21 protein-coding genes and 1 pseudogene are annotated in these 23,582 nt (G+C 69.6%); 8 read left to right on the plus strand and 14 right to left on the minus strand.

Annotation, left to right across the window (positions count from 1 at the left end; all coding sequences use genetic code 11):
* Positions 1 to 65: 65 nt before the first annotated feature.
* The 8 genes from NOCYR_RS13185 to NOCYR_RS13220 all read right to left on the minus strand — a co-directional run bounded on the left by NOCYR_RS13185 (position 66) and on the right by NOCYR_RS13220 (position 9,088).
* Positions 66 to 977: an amidohydrolase family protein gene (locus NOCYR_RS13185; protein ID WP_014350873.1), complete on the minus strand. Its 912-nt coding sequence runs from the start codon at positions 975 to 977 to the stop codon at positions 66 to 68.
* A complete protein-coding gene (locus tag NOCYR_RS13190; protein WP_014350874.1) occupies positions 974 to 2,047 on the minus strand; it encodes a nucleoside hydrolase in 1,074 nt (357 codons plus the stop codon). Before NOCYR_RS13190 ends, NOCYR_RS13185 begins: the two co-directional genes overlap by 4 nt.
* Before the next feature lie 173 nt (positions 2,048 to 2,220).
* Positions 2,221 to 3,573: a CoA transferase gene (locus NOCYR_RS13195; RefSeq protein ID WP_014350875.1), complete on the minus strand. Its 1,353-nt coding sequence runs from the start codon at positions 3,571 to 3,573 to the stop codon at positions 2,221 to 2,223.
* Between the two features lie 101 nt (positions 3,574 to 3,674).
* Positions 3,675 to 5,105 carry an SDR family oxidoreductase gene (locus NOCYR_RS13200; RefSeq protein WP_014350876.1) on the minus strand — a complete coding sequence of 477 codons (1,431 nt, stop codon included), beginning with the start codon at positions 5,103 to 5,105 and terminating at the stop codon, positions 3,675 to 3,677.
* A gap of 112 nt (positions 5,106 to 5,217) precedes the next feature.
* On the minus strand, positions 5,218 to 6,567 hold the full coding sequence (locus tag NOCYR_RS13205; protein ID WP_148280621.1) for a hypothetical protein: 1,350 nt from the start codon (positions 6,565 to 6,567) through the stop codon (positions 5,218 to 5,220).
* A gap of 47 nt (positions 6,568 to 6,614) precedes the next feature.
* Positions 6,615 to 7,802: a hypothetical protein gene (locus NOCYR_RS13210; RefSeq protein WP_014350878.1), complete on the minus strand. Its 1,188-nt coding sequence runs from the start codon at positions 7,800 to 7,802 to the stop codon at positions 6,615 to 6,617.
* Positions 7,799 to 8,014: a hypothetical protein gene (locus NOCYR_RS13215; RefSeq protein ID WP_014350879.1), complete on the minus strand. Its 216-nt coding sequence runs from the start codon at positions 8,012 to 8,014 to the stop codon at positions 7,799 to 7,801. The genes NOCYR_RS13210 and NOCYR_RS13215 overlap by 4 nt, the downstream gene beginning before the upstream one ends.
* A 36-nt stretch (positions 8,015 to 8,050) precedes the next feature.
* A complete protein-coding gene (locus NOCYR_RS13220; RefSeq protein WP_014350880.1) occupies positions 8,051 to 9,088 on the minus strand; it encodes an alpha/beta fold hydrolase in 1,038 nt (345 codons plus the stop codon).
* A gap of 246 nt (positions 9,089 to 9,334) precedes the next feature.
* Between NOCYR_RS13220 and NOCYR_RS13225 the strand changes: the two genes are divergently transcribed.
* The 6 genes from NOCYR_RS13225 (at position 9,335) to NOCYR_RS13250 (ending at position 14,674) form a co-directional block, all read left to right on the plus strand.
* Positions 9,335 to 10,024, plus strand: coding sequence for a TetR/AcrR family transcriptional regulator (locus NOCYR_RS13225; RefSeq protein ID WP_014350881.1), 690 nt, complete (start codon positions 9,335 to 9,337; stop codon positions 10,022 to 10,024).
* A 123-nt stretch (positions 10,025 to 10,147) separates the two neighbouring features.
* Positions 10,148 to 11,290 carry an acyl-CoA dehydrogenase family protein gene (locus NOCYR_RS13230; RefSeq protein ID WP_014350882.1) on the plus strand — a complete coding sequence of 381 codons (1,143 nt, stop codon included), beginning with the start codon at positions 10,148 to 10,150 and terminating at the stop codon, positions 11,288 to 11,290.
* Positions 11,274 to 11,921: a TetR/AcrR family transcriptional regulator gene (locus tag NOCYR_RS13235; protein ID WP_014350883.1), complete on the plus strand. Its 648-nt coding sequence runs from the start codon at positions 11,274 to 11,276 to the stop codon at positions 11,919 to 11,921. Before NOCYR_RS13230 ends, NOCYR_RS13235 begins: the two co-directional genes overlap by 17 nt.
* Positions 11,922 to 12,106: 185 nt before the next feature.
* Positions 12,107 to 12,892, plus strand: a complete 786-nt coding sequence (locus tag NOCYR_RS13240; RefSeq protein ID WP_048833323.1) for a hypothetical protein — start codon at positions 12,107 to 12,109, stop codon at positions 12,890 to 12,892.
* Positions 12,893 to 12,982: 90 nt separating this feature from the next.
* Positions 12,983 to 13,975, plus strand: coding sequence for a GlxA family transcriptional regulator (locus NOCYR_RS13245; RefSeq protein WP_014350885.1), 993 nt, complete (start codon positions 12,983 to 12,985; stop codon positions 13,973 to 13,975).
* 81 nt (positions 13,976 to 14,056) lie between these two features.
* Positions 14,057 to 14,674, plus strand: coding sequence for an isochorismatase family protein (locus tag NOCYR_RS13250; RefSeq protein WP_014350886.1), 618 nt, complete (start codon positions 14,057 to 14,059; stop codon positions 14,672 to 14,674).
* A gap of 88 nt (positions 14,675 to 14,762) precedes the next feature.
* On the opposite strand, the gene ligD is transcribed toward NOCYR_RS13250, so the two are convergent.
* The 6 genes from ligD to NOCYR_RS13280 form a co-directional block, all read right to left on the minus strand.
* Positions 14,763 to 15,764, minus strand: a complete 1,002-nt coding sequence (gene ligD / locus NOCYR_RS13255) for a non-homologous end-joining DNA ligase (protein ID WP_014350887.1) — start codon at positions 15,762 to 15,764, stop codon at positions 14,763 to 14,765.
* The gene (locus NOCYR_RS13260) at positions 15,761 to 16,846 is read right to left on the minus strand and encodes an ATP-dependent DNA ligase (RefSeq protein WP_014350888.1); all 1,086 of its coding nucleotides are present in this window, start codon (positions 16,844 to 16,846) and stop codon (positions 15,761 to 15,763) included. The genes ligD and NOCYR_RS13260 overlap by 4 nt, the downstream gene beginning before the upstream one ends.
* 144 nt (positions 16,847 to 16,990) lie before the next feature.
* Positions 16,991 to 17,389, minus strand: a complete 399-nt coding sequence (locus NOCYR_RS13265; protein WP_014350889.1) for a cold shock domain-containing protein — start codon at positions 17,387 to 17,389, stop codon at positions 16,991 to 16,993.
* Positions 17,390 to 17,423: 34 nt separating this feature from the next.
* A complete protein-coding gene (locus NOCYR_RS13270) occupies positions 17,424 to 18,524 on the minus strand; it encodes an SPFH domain-containing protein (RefSeq protein WP_014350890.1) in 1,101 nt (366 codons plus the stop codon).
* A gap of 26 nt (positions 18,525 to 18,550) precedes the next feature.
* Positions 18,551 to 18,742: a hypothetical protein gene (locus NOCYR_RS13275; RefSeq protein ID WP_014350891.1), complete on the minus strand. Its 192-nt coding sequence runs from the start codon at positions 18,740 to 18,742 to the stop codon at positions 18,551 to 18,553.
* 94 nt (positions 18,743 to 18,836) lie between these two features.
* Complete coding sequence (locus NOCYR_RS13280; RefSeq protein ID WP_014350892.1) at positions 18,837 to 19,481, minus strand: TetR/AcrR family transcriptional regulator; 645 nt, start codon at positions 19,479 to 19,481, stop codon at positions 18,837 to 18,839.
* Positions 19,482 to 19,719: 238 nt separating this feature from the next.
* Between NOCYR_RS13280 and NOCYR_RS13285 the strand changes: the two genes are divergently transcribed.
* Positions 19,720 to 21,093 carry a condensation domain-containing protein gene (locus NOCYR_RS13285; protein WP_231856074.1) on the plus strand — a complete coding sequence of 458 codons (1,374 nt, stop codon included), beginning with the start codon at positions 19,720 to 19,722 and terminating at the stop codon, positions 21,091 to 21,093.
* A 220-nt stretch (positions 21,094 to 21,313) separates the two neighbouring features.
* Positions 21,314 to 23,473 (plus strand): annotated as a pseudogene (locus NOCYR_RS13290) (MMPL family transporter); the annotation flags it as partial.
* Positions 23,474 to 23,582 lie beyond the last annotated feature (109 nt).

Below are 23,582 nucleotides of genomic sequence, written 5' to 3' on the forward strand. Positions count from 1 at the left end.
GCAATCGACCGACCCCAGTCGTGCTCAGCGCGGGGCCGGGCCGGCCGGGCGGCGATCCGGCATGGTCAGTCCGTGGGATCGCGGTCCGGCGCCCGATCCGGCAGCGCGAACAGTCGCGCCGCGTTGTCGTGGCAGACGCCGCGCAGCCACTCATCGCCGAGCTCGAGCCGTTCCAGGGCGGTGATCGCGTGGTGGTACGGGTAGGGGATGTTCGGGAAGTCGCTGCCGAACAGGATGCGGTCGCCGAGGTCGCGCAGGCGGGGGCGGTCGGCGGCCGGGAAGGGCACCTCTTCTTCGGTGAAGTCGGTGAAGGCCATGGTGGTGTCGAGGCAGACGCCCGGATAGCGGTCGGCCAGGTCCATGAACTCGGCGTACTCGGGCATGCCCATATGCGCGACGATCAGCCGCAGGCCGGGGTGGCGGCGCAGGAGCTCCGCGATCGGGCCGGGGCCGGTGAATTCGCCGGGGGCCGGGCCGGATCCGCAGTGGATGACGATCGGGGTGCCGGACTCGGCGAGCACACCCCAGACCGGGTCGAGCAGCGGATCCAGCGGCGAGTACGCGCCGACCTGGATGTGCGATTTGAATACCTGCGCGCCCTGCTCGATTGCCGTGCGCACGTAGTCCGTGGCGCCGGGTTCGGGGTAGAAGGTGGCGGTGTGCAGGCAGTCGGGGACCTCGGCGGCGAACTCGGCGGTCCAGGAGTTGAGCCAGGCCGCCATCTGCGGCTTGTGCGGGTACACCAGCGCGGTGAACGCGCGAACACCGAAGCCGCGCAACGTCTTCAACCGTACCGCCTGATCGTCGCGGTAGGCGATCGGCCACTCGCGGCCGGTGAGCGGACCCGCCGAGTCGAAATACGCCCACACCTTGCGCATCACCTGATCCGGCATGAAATGGGTGTGCACGTCGACGATCGCGGGCAGGCCGAGCCGACGGCGGAATTCGGTGAGGTAGCTGACGGTGTCGTCGGTCATGGCGCCTCCTGCGCGCTCGCGGGCACAAGCCCGGCCGCCGGCGGGTACACCGCGGCGGCGAAATCACCGACTCGGCTGATCAGCCGGTCGAAGAACAGCTCGGGGTCGGTGCCGACGACGATGTCGGCATTGGGCTCGCGACCCCACATGCCGGCCCAGTCGGCGACCGTGGTGGCGCGGGTGAGGGTTCCGGTGAGTTCGACGTCGACCGTCGCGGGCCGGGTGCGCGCCAGCGCCGGGTCGAGAGCGACCGCGGCGGCGAACGGATCATGCATGTGCGCCAGATAGCCGAGGTCGTAGGAGTGGTGGAAGTCGAAGTAGAACCGCACCGCGTCGGTCAGATGCGCGATGATCGGATTGCTGGTGGCCAACCGGGCGCTGGGCGGATCGGCGGGCGAAACCCGTTCGGCGGGCATACTTCCCGCGCGTTCGGCCAGCCGCACCAGATGCTCGGGCCGCATCTCGATGGTCTCGGTGATGTCGAGCGCGCAGATCAGCGGACGTCGGTCCGGCGGCGCGGCGGAGAAGGCGTCGAAGACCTCCTTGGCGGCTTCGGGGTCGACGTGCACGTTCCACTCGTTGGTCGGCGTGGTGTTGCCCGGATGATTGAACGCACCGCCCATCACCACCAGCCGGTGCAGCAGCCGCGGCAGCGCGGGTTCACGGCGCAGCGCCAGCGCCAGATTGGTGAGCGGTCCGGTACACAGCCCGACGATCTCCCCGGGATGTTCGCGAGCCAGCTCGACCCACAGATCGGGGGCGTTGCGGTCGGAGACCTGGCGGGTCGGCGCGGGTAGCTCCGCGTAGCCGACACCCTGCGGGCCGTGCGTGTCCTCGGTCGTGCGCAGCGCGATGACCAGCGGTTCGGCGGAGCCGAGCGCGACCTCGATCTCGGGTGCTTTGCACAGCTCGAGCCAGGCGAGATTGTTGACCGCGACCTGGGCAGCGCCGACATTGCCCGCCGTGGAGACGATGCCGAGAATCTCCGCCTCGGGACTGGCCAGCAGGTACAGCAGCGCCAGCGAGTCGTCCACCCCGGTATCGACGTCGAGGATGATCTTCTGCCGCACGGTTCGAGCCTATCGAGCGGGCTCGGGTCGGTGAGCGCCCGGGCTCGAGCGCCGGTTCCTGCAGCGTCGCGCCGGCGTGTCCTGCATCGGTCCGCCGGAGTTCGTGGCGTGGCGGCCGTCGATGTGCCGGTGGTCGCGCCAGAGCCGATGGCCGTTCGGGCCGCGCGGAGTGATCAGACACGGCGCAGCGGCGCCGGCGCCGACCAGGTCGGCCGGTCGCACCCATAGCGGCGCGCCGGGGCTGGGTAGTCGGGGTACTCGGCGAGCGCCGGAGTGGCGGTGACGAGGTTGCCGTGCGTGACAACGCTGTGCCGATCCGGTTCGGCGGCCGCGGGATGCCGCGGTGTGCGTTCGGGTGCGGCGAGCAGCCAGGAGGCGGTGCGCGCCAACGACACCCGCACATCGCGACCCACACCGTCGGCGGCACGGGCGACGAGCGCGTCGATCACCCCGGCGGCGAGTAGATAGCCGGACGCGTGGTCGAGCGCCTGGGCCGGTAGCGCGCTGGGCACGGCCGGCGCGCCTTCGATGATCGCGATACCGGTCGCCGCCTGCACGATGCTGTCGAAGCCGCGCCGTATGCCCCACGGTCCGACATCGCCCCACGCGCTGACCCGGCCGTGCACCAGCCCGGGCCGGATCGTCAGCCCGGCATGTTCGAGCGCACCGGGCCGGTAACCGGTGACCAGCACATCGGCGGTGTCGAGCAGGGCGTCGATGCGGGCCCGGTCGGCGCGCAGGTCGAGCACGGTGGTGCGTTTGCCCTGGCAGGTGTCGCGGAACTGCCACGGAATCTCCGGCAGCCCGGGCGGGTCGATGCGCAGCACATCGGCGCCGAGCAGCGCCAGGGTGCGGGTCGCGACCGGACCGGCGATCACCCGGGTCATATCGAGCACCCGGATGCCGCGCAGCGGCTGGAACGGCGTCGCACCATCGGGCAGCCCGAGGCCGCGGGCATCGGCGCGGGCCGTCGTTGCCACCAGCGGGCCCGCCGCCGCGGCCCGGGCCTGTGGCGTGGCGGCCCATTCGCGTTCGGTGCGCACCCGCACCGCGATGGCGCCGGTGGCGGCGGCAGCGTCCTCGATATCGGTGGCGCGGCTCATCGCGATCTGCGCGACGGCGAGGTCGAGGGGTGCGTCGGCGGGCAGGTTCAGCGCGGCCAGCAGCCGGGCGCGGTGGTGCGGATAGTTGGCGTGGGTGCGGACCCAGCCGTCGAAGGTCGGGAAGAAGCCCGACAGGTCGGCGAACATCGCGACCGGCGCACCATCGATGCGCAGCAGTCGCTCGCTGGCGAAGGCGGCCGCCACCCGTCGCGGGTCGATTCGGTGATGCACGGGATCGAGTCCGCGGGCACGGCGCAGCCGGTTCGCCGCACCGATGACGGCACCGATCGCACCCGACGCCAGCCCCGCCACCGGCAGCGTCGCCGCGAGATCGGGCCCGAAATCCGGAGCGGGCGGCACGAATCGATCCTCGATACCGACACCTACCTGGTAATCACGGACCAGCCGTTCGTGCACGCTCACCGCACCCAGCGTAATAGCCGTCGACGGGAACGGATTCCGACGTGAGCAGGACCATCACGCCGGCCGCGCGGACGCGTTTTGCGGCCGCGGCCGAGCCTGATTCACCAGGGGGAGGGCCGGTAATCCTTGAGGAAGCAGCCGAACAGATCGTTGCCCTGCTCGCCCTGCACGATCGGGTCGTAGACGCGCGCGGCACCGTCCACCAGATCCAGTGGGGCCCGGAAGCCTTCGTCGGCCAGCCGCATCTTGGTGTAGTGGGGGCGCTCGTCGGTGATCCAGCCGGTATCGACGGCGGTCATCAGGATCGAATCGGTCTCGAACATTTCGCGGGCGCTGGTGCGGGTCAACATGTTCAGCGCCGCCTTGGCCATATTCGTGTGCGGATGGCCCGGGCCTTTGTAGGCCCGGCTGAACTGGCCCTCCATCGCCGAGACGTTGACGATGTACTTGCGCCGCGCCTGCGCCGCCGCCATCGCCGGCCGCAGCCGCGACACCAGGATGAACGGCGCGACCGAATTGCACAGCTGCACCTCGAGCAGCTCGGTCGGATCCACCTCGCCGACGGTCTGCACCCAGCTGTTGGTGTGTGCGAGGTCGGGCACCAGCCCACCGGCGTCGATGGCGACACCGCGGGAAATGCGGTCGGGCGTGGCCGAACCCGCCACCAACGCCAGCTCGGCGACGTCCGCGGCGGACAGCGTCGGGGTCAGTGAGGCGGTGAGCGCGCTGGGGTGGGCCTGCATGGTCTTGCCGAAGGTGACCACATCGGGCAGCTCACCGGCCGGCAGCGGCATGGATTCGGCCTCGACCAAGGCGCTGTAGGCCCCGGCCGAGCGGCGCACGGTCTGGGCGGCATTGTTGATCAGGATGTCGAGCGGGCCCTGCGCGGCGACGTCGTCGGCGAGGGCCACCACCTGCGCCGGATCGCGCAGGTCGATGCCGACGATGCGCACCCGGTGCAGCCAGTCGGCGCTGTCGGGCTGGGCGGCGAAGCGCCGGATGGCGTCGTTGGGGAAGCGGGTGGTGATGGTGGTGTGCGCGCCGTCGCGCAGCAACCGCAGCGCGATGTACATGCCGATCTTGGCGCGGCCACCGGTGAGCAGCGCCCGCCGGCCGGTGAGGTCGGCGCGCGCGTCGCGGCGGGCATGGCTGTCGGCGGCGCAGTCAGGGCACAGCTGGTGGTAGAAAGCGTCGACCGTGGTGTAGCGCTCCTTGCAGATGTAGCAAGGCCGGGGCCGGATCAGGGTGCCCGCGCTCGCGCCGGTGGCAGACGAGCTGATCGGGATGCCCGCGGTCTCGTCATCGATGCGCTGCGGCGAACCGGTGGCGGTGGCGGCGACCACCGCACGGTCGGCGGCCGAGACCGCGTCCCGGGCCGCCGCGCGACGACGCTGCTTGAGCTTTTTGAACATGTGCCCGACCGCGCGCTGCACCGCCACCGAATCCGGATGATCCTTGTCGAGCTGTCCGGCCTGCTCCAGGACCCGCAAACAGGTGGCGAGCGCGTCCGGATCGATCGTGGTTTCGGCCATCGGAGCTGGAATCATCCTTCATGAGCTGGGCGAGTATCGCGCCCATTGTCGCAAACGGGCCGCCGTGACCGGCCGCTCACCTCCACCGTGACCGGCCTGCCCGCGTTGCGCCTCAGTCGCGCAGCGCGGCCATCGTCGACTTGGCGGCCTCGGTCAGGTTGTCGATGACCTCCGACTCCGGCAGCACCTTCGCCTTCGGTTTCGACGACGACGACGTCGACACATACTGCGACCAGGTGAAGTGCCCGACCACCCACCCGTCACGGACCCGGATGGTGATCGTGGGGGAGGGATCGCCGGCTTTGCTCGGCTCGACGGCCACCCAGGCCTCGTCACCCAGGCCGGAGATCTTCTCCTTGCGGCCGTCGCCGCTGGAATCCGACCGCGAGTTCTCCCACGTGTCGAAGCCCGCGGTGAACTCCGGACTCGGATCGGTCTTCTTATGAATGGTGACGCCGGAGTACATGTAGGCGTCCTCGTAGTCGTCGTCGGACACACCCTGCGGCAGGAACCGCTGCGCGCAGAACATGGAGTCGACCGCGGCGTGCTCGGAGCCCTCGAAGTTCGGGTAATCGTCCTTGCCGGTGGAGGACTTGCGGGAGACCGTGTAGCCGGCGTCGGTGAACGGGGAAGTGTCGGAATCCTGGCAGAAATCGTCAGAATAGGTGTAACCGCGCAGATCGGGCTCGCCCGGCGCGACACCGGAGGAACTGCCGCCGCCGAAGCCGCCGAACGCGAGCACCGCGCCGCCCCACACCACCGAGGCGACCACGATGCCGCCCAGACCCCACAGCCAGCCCTTGCCGGCGAGACCCGACGAGGCCGGGCCGGTGGGGCCGTAACTCGGTGCGGGCTGCGCGAATCCCGGTGCACTCGGCCCGAAACCGCCCGAGGGGAAGCCTTGCTGTCCGAAGCCCTGAGCCTGTGACGCCTGGCCTTCCGGAGCGAAACCCTGACCCTGCGGTGCGAACTGACCCTGCGGCGGGAAACCTTGGCCCTGCGGTGCGTAACCCTGGTGCTGGGCGCCTTGACCTGGCGCGACGTTCTGGCCGTGCGCACCCTGATCCTGGGGCGCGAAGCCCCGACTGGGGGCGCCGCCTTGACCCGGCGCGAAGTTCTGGCCGTGCGCACCCTGATTCTGCGGCGCGAACCCCTGGCCGGGGGCGAAGCCGTGACCCGGGACGCCGGGCTGGGCGTACCCCGGGCCGGGCTGTTGCGGCGACGACGGGTACCCGGGCTGTGCGAATCCCGGTGCGGACGGCGGTGCGGCCGGGGCGAATCCGCCCGGCGGCTGATCGAAGGACCGCAGCTGGGTCGGATCCTGCTGCGGGTCCGACGGATTGGGCTGGCGCAGGACCGTCGGATCCGAGGGCGCCACCGGCTGCTGCGGTGCACCGCCGGTCGACTGCGGCTGATCACCTTGCGCGCCCGGCTGATTCGAAGAGTCCCCCGATGTCGTCATGGCGGGGAACGTACCATTGCGGCCCCCTGACCGGCCATTCGAGCCCGCTACGTGACCCGCAGTTCCTCGGCCAGTCGCGCGCGCCCGGACTCGTCACCACCGGCCGACTCGGCATGGGTCCCGGTCTCCGTCGCGGTGCCTGCAGGCTCGGTCATCACCGGCAGCGCGGCAAGCCGGCGGCGATCCTCGTCGGACAGGGCGGTGGCGAGCGGGATCACGGCCTCCCACTGGCCGGCGGCTCCGGCTCGGCGCAGCAGATCGTCGAGCCGGTCATCGGGTTCGGCGGCGACCCGGCCGGCGACGAAGGCCAGCGGCTCGGCGGGCAGGTTTCCGGTCAGCGGCAGCAGATCCAGCCACAGCCCCTCGTGCAGCGCGGTATCGACGCAGGCGGCGAGGAACTGCTCGTCGTGCACGGCGGGCCGGGCCGCCAACTGGGCGAGCGTGCCGGGACTCATGGCGCGAGTGACCGGGAGCAGGGTCGCCAGCGCATCGAGTTCCACTGCCGCCGCGACGAGACCGTCGAGCACCTCGTCGCCGAGCTCGGCGCAGATATCGCCGAGGCGGCGCTTGTTGGCATCGTTAACCGTGGCGAGCAGGTCCAGGCCCTGGGCCCACAGCTGATCGGTGTGCGCCGCGCGGATGATGCCGGGCAGCCGATCGGCGACGATCCCCATCAGCGTGTCGATCGAGCTCTTGTCCTCCATCAGGAACCCGATACGCAGCAGATCGGCGTCACCGGTCACGGCCGCCGCCGCACGCAAGGACGGTTCGGGCACCACGCCGACGAAACGGCCCATCGTGACGTGCTCGTCGCGCGCGAGCAACTCGGTCGCGACCGCTGCCACCTGCCGCGGCGGAACCTGCGCGATCACCGCGGCCGTGCGCCGCGGATCCAGCGCGATGGCGGCCTCGGCCAGGAACGGCGCGGGCAGGGCCGCCGCGATCTCCACAGCGCGACGCGGTTCGACCGAGGCGGCGACGGCCGCGCACAGCACCGGCCCGAAGGCGCGGGTGGCGATCTTCGCACTGATCGCCACCGGCACCAGATTCGCCGCCGCGGCCACCCGGGCGAGCTTGGACCGGCCACGATCGAAGAGCAGGTCGGTGCTGCGGTCCCGGAATTCGCGGATCGCGGCAGGCGGCAGGTCGACCAGAAAGTCGAGTTCCTCGGCCCGCACGCCCAGCAGCCGGGCCAGTTTGGTCGTCTCGGCGAGCGCGAGCAGATGGTTGCTCACAGCCCCAGCGCCTTCTTCACCGCGGGCCGCATCAGGCGCGGGATCAGCGCCAGCCCCGACTCGAACGCCTCCCGCATCTGCCGGGACCGCTGCTCGGAGGCCGCGCGCAGCATCCGGTCGAGTTCGGTGAGCTGGGCGTCGCTGAGCCGGGCGAACTCCGCGGGCAGGGGAGCGCCGAGGGTTTCGGACAGGGTGTCGGCTGCGGTGGTCATGATGCCTTTCGTGGCGAAGGAGGACGGCCTGCGCTGCTATCGAGTGTTGCCGACGATGGGATCGCTGTCGGCGCGCAGATCACTGACGAAATTGGCGATCGCCTCGCCGACCAGCAGCGGCTCGGTCACCGGCAGCCAATGGTTGGCAGGCAGCGTGTAGCACCACAGCCGATCCACCCGCGCCTGCACGGCCGCGCGCACGCCGGGCCGCGCGGCCGGGTCGGCGGCATCCAACAGCAACTGCACAGGCACCGCGGTGTGCTGATCGCGCGGATGGCGCAGATGGTGTCCGAGATTGGCGCGGACGATGCGCGCCCCCGCGAGCAGATCGGCGCGCCAGGTCGGTGCGATCGGCGCCTGCTGATGGGCGGAGCGGTGGGTGAGTCGGTGCATGCCCGCGCGGACCCGCGGCTGGTAGAGCGCACGGCGCAGCATCGACGGCGAGCTGTGCAGCGTCAGCCGCGCCTCGTCGAGGGCAGAGGCCATCGGTGTGGTCCTGCGGGCGCGCCCACCCGCTGCGCGGCGCTCGAGCGGCGGGGCGGTCGCCAACCGGCGCACCGTGCGTGCCTGCACACGATGCACCGTGCGCCGGGTGCGCTGACGCACTTGATGCAACCACAAGCCGAGATGGTCCAGATGCGGCGCCGAGAGCGCGGTGAACGAAGCGATACGGGTGCTCGCACGCGGATCGAGCACGGCCTCCCAGCCCTGCACCGCGCCCCAGCCGTGCCCGGCCAGATGGACCGGCCGATCCGGAGACACCGTGTCGATCACGGCGTAGATGTCCTCGGCCAGCCGGTCGAGCCGGTAGGCGCCGAGCTCGCGGGGCGCACCCGATCGACCGTGCCCGCGCACGTCGTAGGTGATGACCCGGAATTCGTCGGCGAGGATCGCGGCCACCTGTTCCCAGGCGTGGTGGGTGTCGGAGGCGCCGTGGACGAGGATCAGCGGAGGCGCGCCGGGAGCGCCCCATTCGAAGCCGGCGAGTTCGAATCCGTCGACCGGGATGCGCCAACGGCGGTCGGGGGCGGGCCCGTCCACCGGGTGGCGGCCGGGGTCGCGCGGTTCGGTCATGACGTCACCTCGTTCGTGCGTACTGGCGGTACGGTCGACGATACTGGCAGTACGTCCCGGGGTGAAGCCAGATCCCGCAGGTAGATGCATATGTGTGATGGATCACGTTTACGCTGGCTGTAGCGAGTAAAAGCTTCTCCGCGAGTAGTACGTACCGCGAGTACGTGTATGCTCTGCCGACAGGGTCGGTGGTGTTGCTCGAGGGGTGAACGCCGCCGCACTCGCCAACCTCGAGGTCGCCCGGAGATGAATATCGTGAACCGCAGCACCGTGCGCGCCGCACCGCGGTCGGTCGGCCGCGACGAGATCGTCGACGCGGCCATCCGGGTGATCGACCGGGACGGCCCGCGGCCCAGCATGGACGACATCGCCCGCGAGGCCGGCATCACCAAACCGCGCCTGTACCGGCGTTTCGCCGACAAGGCCGATCTGTTCACCGAGATCGGTGGGCGGATGGCGACATCGGCCTTCGCCGCCGCCGGGAACGACCTGACGCTGGTGCTGCAACCGCCGCGTCAGGCCCTGGCCACCGTGCTGCGCGCCTACGCCGACAGCATCCTCGAGCACCCGAACGTCTTCCGCTTCCTCGGCCAAGCCCAGACCGGCCACGACCGCGACGGCTCGGTGGTCCAGGTCGACCTCGGCCGTCAGGTCGCCGGACGCCTGGCGCGGCAAGCCAGTGCCGTAGCCGAGGCGGTCCCTATCGACGACAGCGGCATCGACTATCTGGCGCGCGCCATCACCGGCGTAGTCGTCTCGATCACCGACCTGTGGCTCGGCGGTGACGACCCGGCCGCAGACGCGGGCGAATTCGTCGATCAGACCACCGAATACGTCTGGGGTCTCATCGACAGCTTCCTGCGTCGCCGCGGGATCCAGGCCGATCCGGCCACGCCCATCTTCAGCACGCTCGCCGCGGTCGACACCGACCGCTGAACTACCCAGATCGCCCCCGCGTAGCCGATCGGTGCGCGGCTTGTTGACAGAATGCCAATAGTGCGCGAATCTGAGGGCGCAAGCCCCGGCGCGGCCGGGTGGGAACGAGCAGAGGATGCGACGATGGCACGCCCGATTTGGAGTGACGACGAGGTCGAAGCGGTGCGGGATCTGGCCCGCAGCTACTTCGAGCGCGAGGTCGTTCCGCACGAGGAGAAGTTCGTCGAGCAGGGCCATCCCGACCGCGAGCTCTACCGCACCGCCGGCAAACTCGGCCTGCTCTGCGCGGCGCTGCCCGAACCGTTCGGCGGTGGTGGCACCTTCGCTCACGAGGCCGCGATCATCGAAGAGCAGGTGCGCGCCGGTGACGGTGCCATGGGCATGCCGGTGCACAGTGCCATCATCGCCCCCTACCTCGCCGAATTCGGTTCCGAGGAACTCAAGCAGCGGGTGCTGCCCCGCGCCGCGAGCGGCGACATGGTGCTCTCGATCGGCATGACCGAACCCGGCACCGGCTCCGACCTGCAGAACATCAAGACCCGCGCGGTGCGTGACGGCGACGACTACGTCATCACCGGTTCGAAGATCTTCATCACCAACGGCTGGCTCTGCGATGGCATCATCATCGCCGCCAAAACCGACCCCGAACAGGGAGCGGCCGGCGTCTCGCTGCTGTTCGCCGAGGTCGGCGACGACACACCGGGTTTCACCCGCGGCCGGATCCTGTCCAAGATCGGCGGCAAGGGCCAGGACACGGCCGAGCTGTTCTTCGACGGCCTGCGCGTCCCGGCGGCGAACCTGCTCGGCGGGGTCGAGGGGCAGGGCTTCTATCAGATGATGCGGATGCTGGCCCAGGAACGGCTGGTCACCGCGATCATGGCGGTCGCGATGATGGAACGCGCCGTCGAGCTGACCGTCGAATACACCAAGGGCCGCGAGGCCTTCGGCAAGCCCCTGTTCGCGATGCAGAACACCAAGTTCGAACTCGCCGAATGCGCGACGCTGGCGCGGGTGAGCCGGGTCTTCCTCGACGACTGCATCGACAAGCACATTCGGGGCGAACTCGATATTCCCACCGCTGCCATGTCGAAATACTGGTTGACCGACCAACTGGGTATCGTGGTTGACCGCTGCCTGCAACTGTTCGGCGGCTACGGCTACATGACGGAGTACCCGATTTCCCAGCTCTACACCGGCGCCCGCGTCCTGCGCATCCTCGCGGGCAGCAACGAGGTGATGAAGGATCTCATTGCGCGATCTCTCTGAAACCCCAGCGTCGGCCACCGACGGGCAACCGCGCCGCCGGCGGCTCGAACCCGATGAGCGCCGGGCCCAGATCCTGGCCCAGGCCATCGAGATGTTCGGCGAGCGGCCGTATGCCGCGGTGTCGACAGCGGAGCTGGCCCAGCGCGCCGGCGTGGCGCGCGGGCTGATCAACCACTACTTCGGCAACAAGCGCGACCTCTACCTCGCGGTGGTGCGCCGGATGGTGACCCTGCCCCGCATCGATGACATGGTCGTGCCCACCGGCACCGAACGCGAACGGGTCGAGGCCAGCGTGCGCTGGTTGCTGGACACCATTTCCGAGCACGGCAGCACCTGGGTGAAGGTCACCAGCCACGAGGGTGTCGGTGACGATCCCGACGTGCAGCAGATCCTGGACCAGGCCGATGACGCCGCCGCCGAACGGCTGCTGCTGATGATCGGCCTGGCCGATTCGGCACACAGTGCGTCCATGCGCGCGATGGTGCGCGCCTACGGCGGACTGGTGAAAGTGGCCGGACGGGAATGGATCACCCGCGGCACACTCACCCGCGACCAGGTGCACGAGCTGCTGGTGGACATGCTGCTGACCTTGGTCGCCGAATCGCTGCCGAAGGTCGAACGCGGCCGCTGACACCCGTCGGCAGGGTAATTGTGCTGTGTTCGTTATGGATACGCCGGGCATGTCGGCTTGCTTTCCGGTAATGCGATCTGCGGCATTCGCAGGACGGTTCGGCGGTGTGGCTCTATCCTTCTCGTGTCGGGGCGGGCCGGATGTCCGGGGTTTCGCACGACGGTGAGTGTGAGAGGGACCCTCGGATGGCAGATTCGCGGCGCTGGGCAGATGAGCGCTGGCCGGAAGTTCGCGACGACAACACCATGACCACTCGCCGTGGTCGCGGGGTGGTCGTCGACGATCCCGACGACGACTACGACCCCGATTGGGTCCGCGCCGAGGAGCCCGGCGCCCGCCGAATCGTCAACCCCTACGCGGTGATCGCGCTGGTCGCGGCCCTGCTGCTGCTGATTCCGGTGGCCATCGTGTTCGGCCTCATCGCCTTCAGCCATCCCCGCGGCCGGGTGATGGCCCTGTTCGCGCTGCTGCTCGGCCTGGCCGAAGCGGCGGTGATCGCGGCCTTGCTGGTGCTGCCGGGCGACCTGCTGTCCGACGTGGTTTCGCGCGCGGAAGAACTCGCCTCCACCCAGACCTCCCAGACGGTCTGGGCCACACAGGCTTCGGCCACCGGCCCGGCAGGCAACGCGCCATCGGAGCCGGCCGGTGCGCCCGAAGCGAGCACCGGCGCATCGGCGTCCGGCGCCGAACCCACCGGACCCGCGGCACCGACGGCCACGCTGCGCACCGCCTGCCCGGAGGCCGGTCTCATCGGTACCGCCGCCGACGGTTCGACGCTGCTGTGCTTGACCGCGGCCACCTCCAGCACCGGATTCCAGTGGAAGGGCCCGTACACCATCTCCGAGGTCGTCGGCGAGGGCGGCACCAGCTGCGATCCGGACGCCGCGGCGACCGCGCGCACCGCCGATGGCCGCGCGCTGGTGTGCGAAGGACAGGGCCGGGGCGCTACCTGGGTGCTCTGGACGAGCTGATCGCCGGGCGGCGGCACGGCCGACCGCATGTCCGAATGTGACAGACAATCGTCATTGCCGTCATCGCCGGGCGCGGGTGAGGATGGGTGCGTGCCCCATTCCCACCGAGTCGTCATCGCGGTCTTCCCCGAGGTCGACCTCCTCGACGTCACCGGCCCGGCCGAAGTGTTCGCGCTGGCCAACCGGGAGACCGCGGGTCGCGCCGGCTACGAGGTCCGGCTCGCGGCGCCGGCCGCCGGCCCCGTCACCACCTCGGCCGGGGTACGGGTGCTGCCCGACCTGACCTTCGACGAGGTCGGCGGCCGGGTCGACACCCTGCTGGTGCCCGGCGCGGTCGAGATGACCGACGGCGGTCCGCTGGCCCGCATCGATTCCGACGTGGTGGCATGGCTGCAAGCGACCGCCCCGCACGCGGCGCGCGTGGCGTCGGTCTGTGTCGGCGCGCATCTGCTCGCCGCGGCCGGGTTGCTCGACGGGAAGACTGCCACCACGCATTGGTCGACCGCCGCCCAGCTCGCCGCTCGGCATCCGGAGATCATTGTCGATCCGGATCCGATCTTCGTGCGCGCCGACCGGGGCCGGTTGTGGACCGGCGCCGGCATCAGCGCCTGCCTGGATCTGGCGCTGGCCCTGGTCGCCGAGGATCTGGGCGAGCAGGTCGCGTTGGCCGTGGCGCGCCAGCTGGTCATGTTCCTGAAACGGCAAGGCGGGCAGAGCCAGTTCTCGGTCCCGTTGAGCCGTCCCGCACCCGCTCGTCGCGATATCGATGAGCTGCGGCTGTGGATCGCCGAGCACTACGACGAGGACCTGTCCACCGAGGTGCTCGCCGCCCGGATGCGGTTGAGCGAACGCCATTTCGTGCGGGTGTTCACCGCCGAGATGGGCGTCGGGCCCAGCGCCTACGTCGAGGCGACCCGGGTCGAGGTCGCCCGGCGGCTACTCGAAACCACCGACCGCAGCCTCGGCCAGATCGCGGCCGATTCCGGGCTCGGCTCGGTGGAGACCTTGCACCGGGCCGTCAAACGTCAGCTCGGCACCACCCCGGCGGCCTATCGCCGCCGCTTCCGCACCACGACGGCCTGAGCCCGGTCGCCCCCAAACCTCCCTCGGCACCCCCGCCGGGAGGAACTTCGTCATGCCCACCTCCCGTTGAAAGGCAGTTCCATGACCACGATTCAGTCGTCGGCTTCCCTGCGCACCGTCGTCGGATTGGACGATTCGGCACCGCGATTGCGCGAGTCCGCCCTGATCATGATCGACTACCAGAACACCTACCGCACCGGCGTGATGGCACTGGTGGGCGCCGAGCAGGCGCTGGCGGCGGGCGCGCGGCTGCTGGCACGGGCTCGCGCCGCCGGGATTCCCATCGTGCACATCGTCAATGACGGTGGCGTGGGCACGCCGTACGACATTCGCGCCGAGATCGGCGCCATCAGCGGCGAAGTCGCGCCCGCCGACGGTGAGCCGATCGTGGTCAAACAGTTCCCGAACGCTTTCCACGCCACCGAACTGGAACAGACGTTGGGTGATTCGGGGGTCGAGCCTGGCGCCGACCTCGTGCTGGCCGGGTTCATGACGCATATGTGCGTCGGCCACACCGCGCAGGGCGCGTTCAACCTCGGCTACCGCCCGACGGTCGTCGCCGAAACCACCGCGACCCGTGCCCTCACCGGGCCGGATGGTGGCGTCGTGTCCGCTGCCACCCTGCAGACCGCGGCCTTGACGACAATCACGGATCTGTTCGGCGTCGTCGTCCCCACCGTGGACGCCCTTCCGGAGTGAACAGGTGCGGGGTGCGGTGAGCCCAGGCTCGTCGCACCCCGGTAGCGCTCCCTACTGCCTGATTCCCGGCGCAGCGGCGCCACAGCACTCAGTCGGCCTTCCTGGCACGACTCGGCTGCACGCGCGGCGGCTCGTTGGGCATCTTCGGATACTGCGGCGGCCACGGCGCGTCCATCAGACCCGAGGCCATATCCCGCTCCGACATCTCCAGTAGCGGTTCGATCGACTGCGGCGGCCGGTCGGCCCACGGGTCACCGCGTTCGGCCAGCCGCGCCGGCACGGTGGCGATGGTCAGCTCCTCCGGCACCACGGTGTCCAGCTCGTCCCAGGAGATCGGCGTCGACACCTGGGCGCCGACTTTGGGCCGCACGCACCAGGCCCCGAAAACCGTTTTGTGCGGGGCGTTCTGGTTGTAGTCGACGAACACGCGGCTGCCGCGTTCTTCCTTCCACCAGTGCGCGGTGATCTCCTCCGGATGGCGTCGCTCGAGCTCACGGGCCAGCGCGACCGCCGCCGCCCGCACCTGGTAGCCGTCCCAGCGCGGTTGCAGCGCCACATACAGGTGCAGCCCGCGCGAGCCGGAGGTCTTGACGCGGGCGTCGATCCCGAGTTCGGTGCACAGTTCGCGGGTGCGCAGCGCCGCCGCGCGCAGCTCGTCGAAGCCGATGCCGGGGGAGGGGTCGAGGTCCACCCGCAGTTCATCGGCGATGTTCAGATCGTCGACGTGGTTGGGCCACACGTGGAATCCGAGGCAGCCCTGATTCACCGCCCACAGGATGTGCGCCAGATCGTGGGCGACCAGCGCGTCGCTGGTGGTGCCGTTGGGGGTGGTGACCTCGACGGTGTGCAGCCAGTCCGGCGCGGATTTCGGCACCCGCTTCTGGAACCAGGATTTGCCCGAGGCGCCGTCGGGATAGCGTTCCAGCAGCAGCGGCCGATTGCCGATGACGCCGAGCAGCGGTCCGGCCACGGCCTGGTAGTAGTGCACCAGATCGAGTTTCGTCTCCCCGCGCTTGGTGAAATACACCTTGTCCGGGTTGGAGATGGTGAGGGCGCGGCCGTCGACCTCGATCTCGACCGAGTCACTCATCGCGCCACCTCGGAACCGAAGATCGCGGCCAGTTCGGCCGGAGCCACCTCGTCGAGCTGGCCGTAGGTGCACGATTCCGGTGTGCGGTCGGTGCGGAACCGCACCAGCCTGCCGCCGTGCCGGAACCGGCCCGACTGCACATGCTCATAGCGGACCTCGGCGACGAGTTCGGGTCGCAGCGCCTCCCAGGACAGATCCTTGCCCGCGCTCCAACGGCTCATCCCGCCCGGCATCTTGCCCTCGGCCGAGGCCTGCGCGGCCGCATCGGCCCAGTTGCGCCACGGATGGTTGTCCAGCGCGCCCTCCCGCCACGGCTCGAGCTCGTCGACGAGCTCTTTGCGCCGGGCGGCGGTGAAGCTGCTCGCGACCCCCACATGATGCAGGTTGCCCTCGTCGTCGTAGAGCCCCAGCAGCAGCGAACCGACCCCTTGACCGTCCTTGTGCCAGCGGAAACCGGCCACCACACAATCGGCGGTGCGCTCGTGTTTGACCTTGAGCATCACCCGCTTGTCCTGCTGATACCGCTGATCGTCGGCCTTGACCATCACCCCGTCGAATCCGGCGCCCTCGAAGCGGGTGAACCAGTCCTCGGCGACATCGGGGTCGGCGGTGATGGGCGTCAGGTGCACCCGCGCGAGTTCGGTATCGAGGATGGTCTCGAGCAGCCGCCTGCGTTCCCGGAACGGCTGGCCGGTCAGATCGTCGTCGCCGAGCGCGAGCAGATCGAACGCGACGAAACTCGCGGGGGTTTCGGCGGCGAGTTTGGCCACCCGCGAGGCCGCCGGATGCAGCCGCAACTGCAGGGTGTCGAAATCGAGGCCGGCCTCGGTGACGATGACGATCTCGCCGTCGACCACGCACCGCGGCGGCAGCGCGTCCTTCAGCAGCTCGGCGACCTCGGGAAAGTACCTGGTCAGCGGCCGGTCATTGCGCGAGCCGAGCTCGATGTCGGGCCCGTCGCGGAACACGATGCACCGGAACCCATCCCATTTGGGTTCGTAACTCAGGCCGGGCTCACGCGGTACCGCGGGGGCGGATTTGGCGAGCATCGGCCGCACGGGTGGCATCACCGGTAGGTCCACGCGATCCTCCTCGGAGTCGGTCCTCACCGATGTCGACGTCGCGACCGACGGGGATTCATCGGTGGGGCGATCGTATGCGGTGGCACCGACACCATGCGGGATCCACGAGCACAACGACGAGCGTGGCTTACGCGGCCCGTGTGGTCAGTCGTCGAGCCAGCCGTGTTCGCCGGCGAAGGCGGTGAGCCGTTCGCGGATGGTGATGATCTCACCGGCGGTGAGCGCCGGGCTCGCATCCAGCAGCAGCTCGGTGACCAGCCGGATGTGCTCGGCGGCGCTGAGCACCACCACCCCGGCCCGGTCCTTGGTGCGGCCACGGGGAGCGGGCCCGACCGCGCCGCCCGCGGCGGCCAGATTGACCGCCTTGGGCCCGCGGTCACCCTCGGTGATCTCGAATTCGAACACCCGCCCCTGGCGCAGTTCGTCCTCGTCGAGACCGATGTCGTTGACGTGCACGAACACATCCGGTCCACCGTCTTCGGGACGAATGAAACCGAATCCGCGCGAGCTGTCGAACGACACCAATTTCCCGATGGCCACCACACCCGCTCCTCGTCGCCGACGCTACCGGGCCACTTTAACCCGCATTTTCTCCATCGTTGGAGGAAAGCGCCTTTTGCAGCGAAGAGAACACCGTCAGGCCCTGACCGACCATCCCGTTGACCAATTCGCTGACCCCGTCGGGACCGTTGAGCACGGTGAGGTTGGCGTTGGACAGCCCGTGCGAGGCCTGGCGCACGATCTCGGGAAGTTGCTCGATGAGCAACTGGTCCAGCGCGATCCGGTTGTTGGACGCCGCCGCCTCGGCCTGGATCCTGGTGCGATCCGCCTCGGCCTCGGCCAGGATGCGCACCCGCTCCGCCTCGGCCGCGGCCGGCTTCACCACCTCGGCCTGCAACTGCTGTTCACGCAGTTCGGCTTCCTTACGGGCCTGTTCGGCCTTGGCGATCAGCACTTCCTGCTGGGCCAGCGCCTGCGCCAGCGGACCGGCCGCGGCCGCCTCGGCCTGGGCCTTGTCGATATCGCGCTGGTACTGGGCCTTGAGCAGCGCGGTCTCCCGCTCGTATTCGGCCTGGCGGCGCAACGATTCCTGCTCGGCCTCCGCCGAACGCTGCGCGGCCTGCGACTGCGCGATGTGCGCGTCGCGCTGCACGGCGGCATTGTGCGGTGCGGCCAGCGCGGAGATGTAGCCGAGGTCGCCGTCGTCGATGGACATGATCTGGAACGAGTCGACCCACAGCCCGATGTTGCTCATCTCGACCTTCGACGCCACCAGCACCTCATCGGCGAGGCGCTGACGTTCGCGGATGATCTCCTCCACCGTCATCGAACCGACGATGGAACGCAGGTGACCGGAGAAGATCCGGCCGGTCAGCATCGACATCTCGCGTTCCTGCTCGGACAGGAACCGTTGCGCGGCATTGACGATCGAGGGGGTGTCGTTGGCGACCTTGAACGCGATGACCGCCCGCACATCGAGCTGGATCGCCTGCTTGGTCTCGCAGCGTTCCTTGATCTCGGCCTCGAACATGGCCAGCGACAGATACCGCACCTTGCGGAAGAACGGCACCACCCAGGCCCCGCGGCCGATGATCACCTTGAACGGCGTGTTGTCCTTGCTCTTGGCGCCGCTGACCAGCATCGCCTCATCCGGATCCGGCACATGGTAGCCCAGCACGTCTGTCTCCCTTGCTGTTTCGAACATCAGTCCAGCGGATCCGGCACGAGCGGAATCCACGGCACCACCTCGGCGATGCGGCCGGAGTCGACAGCGATGATCAGCACGGTCGCCCCGGCCGCGATCGGCTCGGTAGCGCGCGCGATGTAGAGCTCGGTTCCCCCTCGGACGGCGACCAGGACCTCACCCAGCATCCCGGCCCCCCGGATCGGCGACATCAGCGTACCCGTAGAACCCACCACCGCATCGGCCAACGTTCGAAACCTCCTGCGGCCACCTTACGTTCGGGGCCGCCGGTCGGCGCCGCGCCGGTCAGTGCTGATACAGCCCGCGGTAAGCGGTGATCATCGCGACCAGATGATCGACGATCTCGTCACGGTCGGCGCGCAGCGAGCCGTTGAGCCAGGCCGAGAACATGCCGGCATTACCGCTGGCCATGGTGACCGCGGCCAGGCGACGCCGCACCGGATCGTCGATCTGGGAGAACAGATGGTCCTGGATGAGGCGGGTGAACGCGGGCATCACCGCGATGGTGGTCTGGCCCAGCCCGGTGCTGGAATACGGCTCGACCAGGAACAACCGGGATTTGCGCGGATCCTCGAGCACCTTGTCGACCAGCACTTGCGACAGCGCGCGGTCGCGGGAGGGATCGTCGGCCACCGCGAAGGCGGTCATCGGCTCCAGGAATTCCTCGGCCACCTGGCGGTAGAGCACATCGAGCAGTTCGTCGCGGCTGGCGAAGCTCTCGTAGAAGTACCGGTCGGTGAGATTGGCCCGGCGGCACACCGCCCGCATGGTGACCCCGGCTGCTCCGGATTCGCCGATCAGATCCAGCGCCGCCTCCAGCAACGCCGTGCGCCGCACCTGCTTGCGCTCGGTGAGGGTGGTCCCGCCCCAGATCCGGGGTCCGGCGAGTGGATCCGCGTGCGGATGCTCTGAGTCCTGGCCTGTCTGCACCGTTCCACCCTAGTGCGACCGGCCGCACCGTTCGGCCACCCCGCCCGACCCGGCGGCTTCATGCATCGGTAACTACCGGTTAACTCGGCCTCGATACCGTCCACCCGTTATCGAGCGTGTTGGTGAGGTGCAGGTGGTGGACTCCGCTACGAGGATCGGGCCGGGGTGGAGTGCCGACGACCGGCTCGCAACGGGTCCGATCCCGGTACTGCGGCGACCGGGGCAGCCGCTGCCGCCGGTGACCAGACCGCCGGTGCTGATGCGCCGTCCGCGTCCGGCGCACCTGCCACTGGCTCCGGCCCAGGAGCGGATGTGGCACGCCGCGCGCGCCGGTCGCTCGGCGGACTGGAACGTGGCGCGCGCGGTCCGCATCCGCGGCGCCGCGATCGATGTCGACGCACTGGTCGCCGCGATCGGTGACGTGGTCGCCCGGCACGAGCCGCTGCGCAGCCGCTTCCCGGCCACCGAACACGGGCCCGCCCAGCTCGTCGTCCCGATCGCGGACGCGGCGCCGGATGTGCGGGTGTGCCCGGTGTCCGAACACGATCTGCAGGTCCGGCTGGCCGAGTTCGCCGGCCGTGAGTTCGACCTCGCGGTCCATCTGCCTCTGCGGGCCCGGGTGTACCTGCTGGGCCCCGACGATGTGGTGCTGCTACTGGTGGCCCATCACATCTGTCTCGACGGCCGCTCGATCGCGCCGCTGTTGCGCGATCTCGGCTCCGCCTACACCGCCCGCGCCCGCGGCCGGGCCCCGGTCTTTCCGCCGCTGCCGGTCGACTACGCCGACTACACGATGTGGAAGCATGCCCAGCTCGGCGACTACGCCGACGAGTGGAGCCGAGCCACCCAGCAACTGCGCTACTGGGCGAACACACTGGCGGGGCGGCCGTCGATGCTGGATTTCCCACTCGACCGGCCACGTCCGGCCGTGCCGTGCGCGGACGGCGCCTCGATCGCCGTGGCCTTTGCGCCCGCGGTGCACGCGGCCCTGCTCGAGCGTGCGCAGCGGGGGCGAGCGAGCCTGTTCATGGTGTTGCAGACGGCGTTCGCGGTGTGCGTGGGCTGGTTCGGGCGCAGCGCCGACGTCACGGTGGCGACGGCGGTGCACGGGCGCGATCACCGTCTGCTGGACGATCTCGTGGGCAATTTCGCCGATGACGTACTGCTGCGCATCCGCCTGGACCGCGCCGCCGATATGGACGAGCTGATCGATCAGGTCCGCCGGGTGGCGCTGGCCGCGTTCGCCCACCCGGACACACCGAACCCGCGGCTGAAGCGGTGCCTGCTGGAGGACACGCGCACCCCGCTGTTCCAGGCCACGTTGATCCTCGAGCGCGCGGCCGCCGCACCCGAACCGCCGAACGATCCCCGGTCGACGGTGACCGAGGTGCCGGTCGGCGCGCCGCGCGCCAAACACGATCTGGAGTTCGGGCTGGTCGAACGCTACGACGAGCACGGAGCGCCGGCCGGTGTAGACGGGGTGTTCCTCTACCCCACCGCGCTGTTCGATCCCGGCACCGCCGAGTCGTTCGTGGCCCGGTTCGACGCCGTCGTGCGCGCGCTGGCCGACGGTTATCGGGGTCCGGTTCGCGCCGTCTTCGACCATGGGTGATCGGCCGGGCGCTCGCCGCCGGTTCAAACGTATTGCCGCATCGGCGGTTTCGAAACCGTAACGCCCAGTCGGTTCCGGTCGGTACGTTGGATGACGTCCAACAGTGCGGGTACGAGCGGAAAGGACCCGGCCCCTTGGCATTCGGCGTGCTGGTCCTATCGGATCGAAGAGATCGTTGCGAGCGCACCGGGGTGCGCGCCGAGTCGGCCGGGGGTGTGTGATGTTCACCCGCTGGGGGGAGTTGGTGTTCCGGCTGCGGTTCGCGGTCCTCGTGGTGGTGGGCGCGGCGATGCTCGGCCTCGGCGTCGCCGGCATCGGCCTCGACGATCATCTGACCTCGGGCGGTTTGGACGACCCGACCTCGGAATCGGCGGTGGCGGCCCGATTGTCGGACCGCGCGTTCGGGCGCAACCACGACGTCGACGTGGTGGTCCTCTATACCGCGCCCGACGGCGCCACCGTCGACGATCCGTGGTTCCGTGGTCGCGTGGTGGACAACCTCAACCGCCTGCCCCGCGAACACCCCGACGAGATCCTCGGCATCAACGCCGCCTACTGGCCCACCGAGACCGGCAAACTGAGCGGCCCGCAGGCCGCCACCGACGACCGCAAACACGCCGTCGCCGCCATCGCCGTCCGCGGCGAGACCGACACCGAAATGGTGCAGAACTACCGGAAGGTCAAGGACGCCTTCGCCATTCCCGGTATCGAGGTGCAGGTGGGCGGCCTGCAAGCGGTGGCGGGGACCTTGAACGACACCGTCGCCCACGACACCCGGCGCCTGGAAATGCTGGCCATCCCGGCGGTGGCGGTGCTGCTGTTCTTCATCTTCGGCGGTGTGGTGGCGGCGGCGTTGCCGCTGATCGTCGGCGGGCTCACCGTCTTCGGCGCCTACGGCATCCTGCGGCTGCTGACCCTGGTCACCGACGTGAATTCCTTCGTCTCCCCGGTGGTCTCGATGATCGGCATCGGCCTGGCGATCGACTACGGACTGTTCGTGGTGAGCCGGTTCCGGGAGGAACTGGCCGCCGGCTACGACACCCGGGCCGCGGTGCGGCGATCGGTGATGACGGCCGGGCGCACCGTGGTGTTCTCGGCGACGATGATCATCGCCAGCCTCGGCGGCATGCTGCTGTTCCCACAGGGTTTCCTGAAATCGATGGCCTACGGCGCCATCGCGACGGTCTCGCTGGCGGCGCTGGCATCGATCACCCTGCTGCCCGCGATGCTCGCGGTGCTCGGGCCCCGAGTTGATCTGCTCGGCTTCGAACGTTTCCGGCGGACCCGGTCGGCGCAGGAGGTGGAGCAGGGATTCTGGGCCCGCAGCACCGACTGGGTGATGCGGCATCCGCGCAAGATCACCGTCGTGCTGTGCCTGGGTTTGCTGCTGTTGATCCTGCCGATGCGCAACCTCGTCTTCGGCGGGTTCAGCGAACGCTATTTGCCGCCGGACGATCCGACCCGGGTGGCGCAGGAGCGGATCGATGAGCTGTTCCCGGTGCGGAAATCCGATCCGCTGGAGCTGATCTTCATCTCCGACAACGGCACCGCGGTGGGCGATCTCTGGGATCAGGCCAATACCGCGCCCGGTCTCGAGGGCAGCTTCGAGGTTCCGTCGCGTTCCACGGTGCAAGGCGATGTCTACCGCACCAAGGCCACCCTCATCGACTCGGCCGAAGCGGGCGAGACCATCGAATACCTGCGCGCCCTCGACCGGCCCGACGGGGTGACCATGCTGGTCGGTGGGGTTCCCGCGATCCAGAAAGACAGCATCGACGCCCTGCTGGTGCGCATCCCGTTCATGGTCGTGCTGGTTTTGCTGGTGACGACGATGCTGATGTTCTTGACCTTCGGCTCGCTGGTGCTGCCGATCAAGGCCGCGCTGATGAGCGCCCTCGGACTCGGCTCCACCCTCGGCATCCTCACCTGGATCTTCCTCGACGGGCACGGCGCCGACCTGCTGAACTTCACCCCGCAACCCATCCAGGCCAATATCCTGGTGCTCATCATCGCCATCATCTACGGCCTGTCCACCGACTACGAGGTGTTCCTGCTCTCACGCATGGTGGAAGCCCGCGCCCGCGGCGCCACCACCGACGAGGCCGTGCGGACCGGCACCGCGCACACCGGGCGCATCATCACCGCCGCCGCCCTGATCCTGCTGGTCGTGACCGGCGCGTTCGCCTTCTCCGATCTGGTGATGATGCAGTACATCGCCTTCGGCATGATCGCGGCGCTGATCATCGACGCGACCGTGCTGCGCATGATGCTGGTACCGGCCACGATGACACTGCTGGGCGAGCGCTGCTGGTGGGCGCCGGCATGGATGAAGCGGTGGCAACAGCGGATCGGGCTGGGGGAGCCGTCATTGGCCGATGAACCGCCGCAGCCGAGTGCTGTCGGACGGGGGTGAGGGTTGGTGAGGCCAATGCTGCGGTGGTCACTGTCGCTTAGACTCCGACAGTGCCGTGGCCGGTGCCCGGTGGCCC

Source organism: Nocardia cyriacigeorgica GUH-2 (assembly GCF_000284035.1).
GTDB lineage: Bacteria > Actinomycetota > Actinomycetes > Mycobacteriales > Mycobacteriaceae > Nocardia > Nocardia cyriacigeorgica_B.

Excerpts from the sequence above, each read along its gene's own strand:
- ligD (WP_014350887.1), bottom strand. The coding sequence starts at position 15,764 with ATGAGTGACTCGGTCGAGATCGAGGTCGACGGCCGCGCCCTCACCATC.
- NOCYR_RS13225 (WP_014350881.1), top strand. The coding sequence starts at position 9,335 with ATGAATATCGTGAACCGCAGCACCGTGCGCGCCGCACCGCGGTCGGTC.
- NOCYR_RS13185 (WP_014350873.1), bottom strand. The coding sequence starts at position 977 with ATGACCGACGACACCGTCAGCTACCTCACCGAATTCCGCCGTCGGCTC.
- NOCYR_RS13215 (WP_014350879.1), bottom strand. The coding sequence starts at position 8,014 with ATGACCACCGCAGCCGACACCCTGTCCGAAACCCTCGGCGCTCCCCTG.
- NOCYR_RS13250 (WP_014350886.1), top strand. The coding sequence starts at position 14,057 with ATGACCACGATTCAGTCGTCGGCTTCCCTGCGCACCGTCGTCGGATTG.
- NOCYR_RS13240 (WP_048833323.1), top strand. The coding sequence starts at position 12,107 with ATGGCAGATTCGCGGCGCTGGGCAGATGAGCGCTGGCCGGAAGTTCGC.
- NOCYR_RS13205 (WP_148280621.1), bottom strand. The coding sequence starts at position 6,567 with ATGACGACATCGGGGGACTCTTCGAATCAGCCGGGCGCGCAAGGTGAT.
- NOCYR_RS13220 (WP_014350880.1), bottom strand. The coding sequence starts at position 9,088 with ATGACCGAACCGCGCGACCCCGGCCGCCACCCGGTGGACGGGCCCGCC.
- NOCYR_RS13230 (WP_014350882.1), top strand. The coding sequence starts at position 10,148 with ATGGCACGCCCGATTTGGAGTGACGACGAGGTCGAAGCGGTGCGGGAT.
- NOCYR_RS13275 (WP_014350891.1), bottom strand. The coding sequence starts at position 18,742 with ATGTCGCCGATCCGGGGGGCCGGGATGCTGGGTGAGGTCCTGGTCGCC.
- NOCYR_RS13200 (WP_014350876.1), bottom strand. The coding sequence starts at position 5,105 with ATGGCCGAAACCACGATCGATCCGGACGCGCTCGCCACCTGTTTGCGG.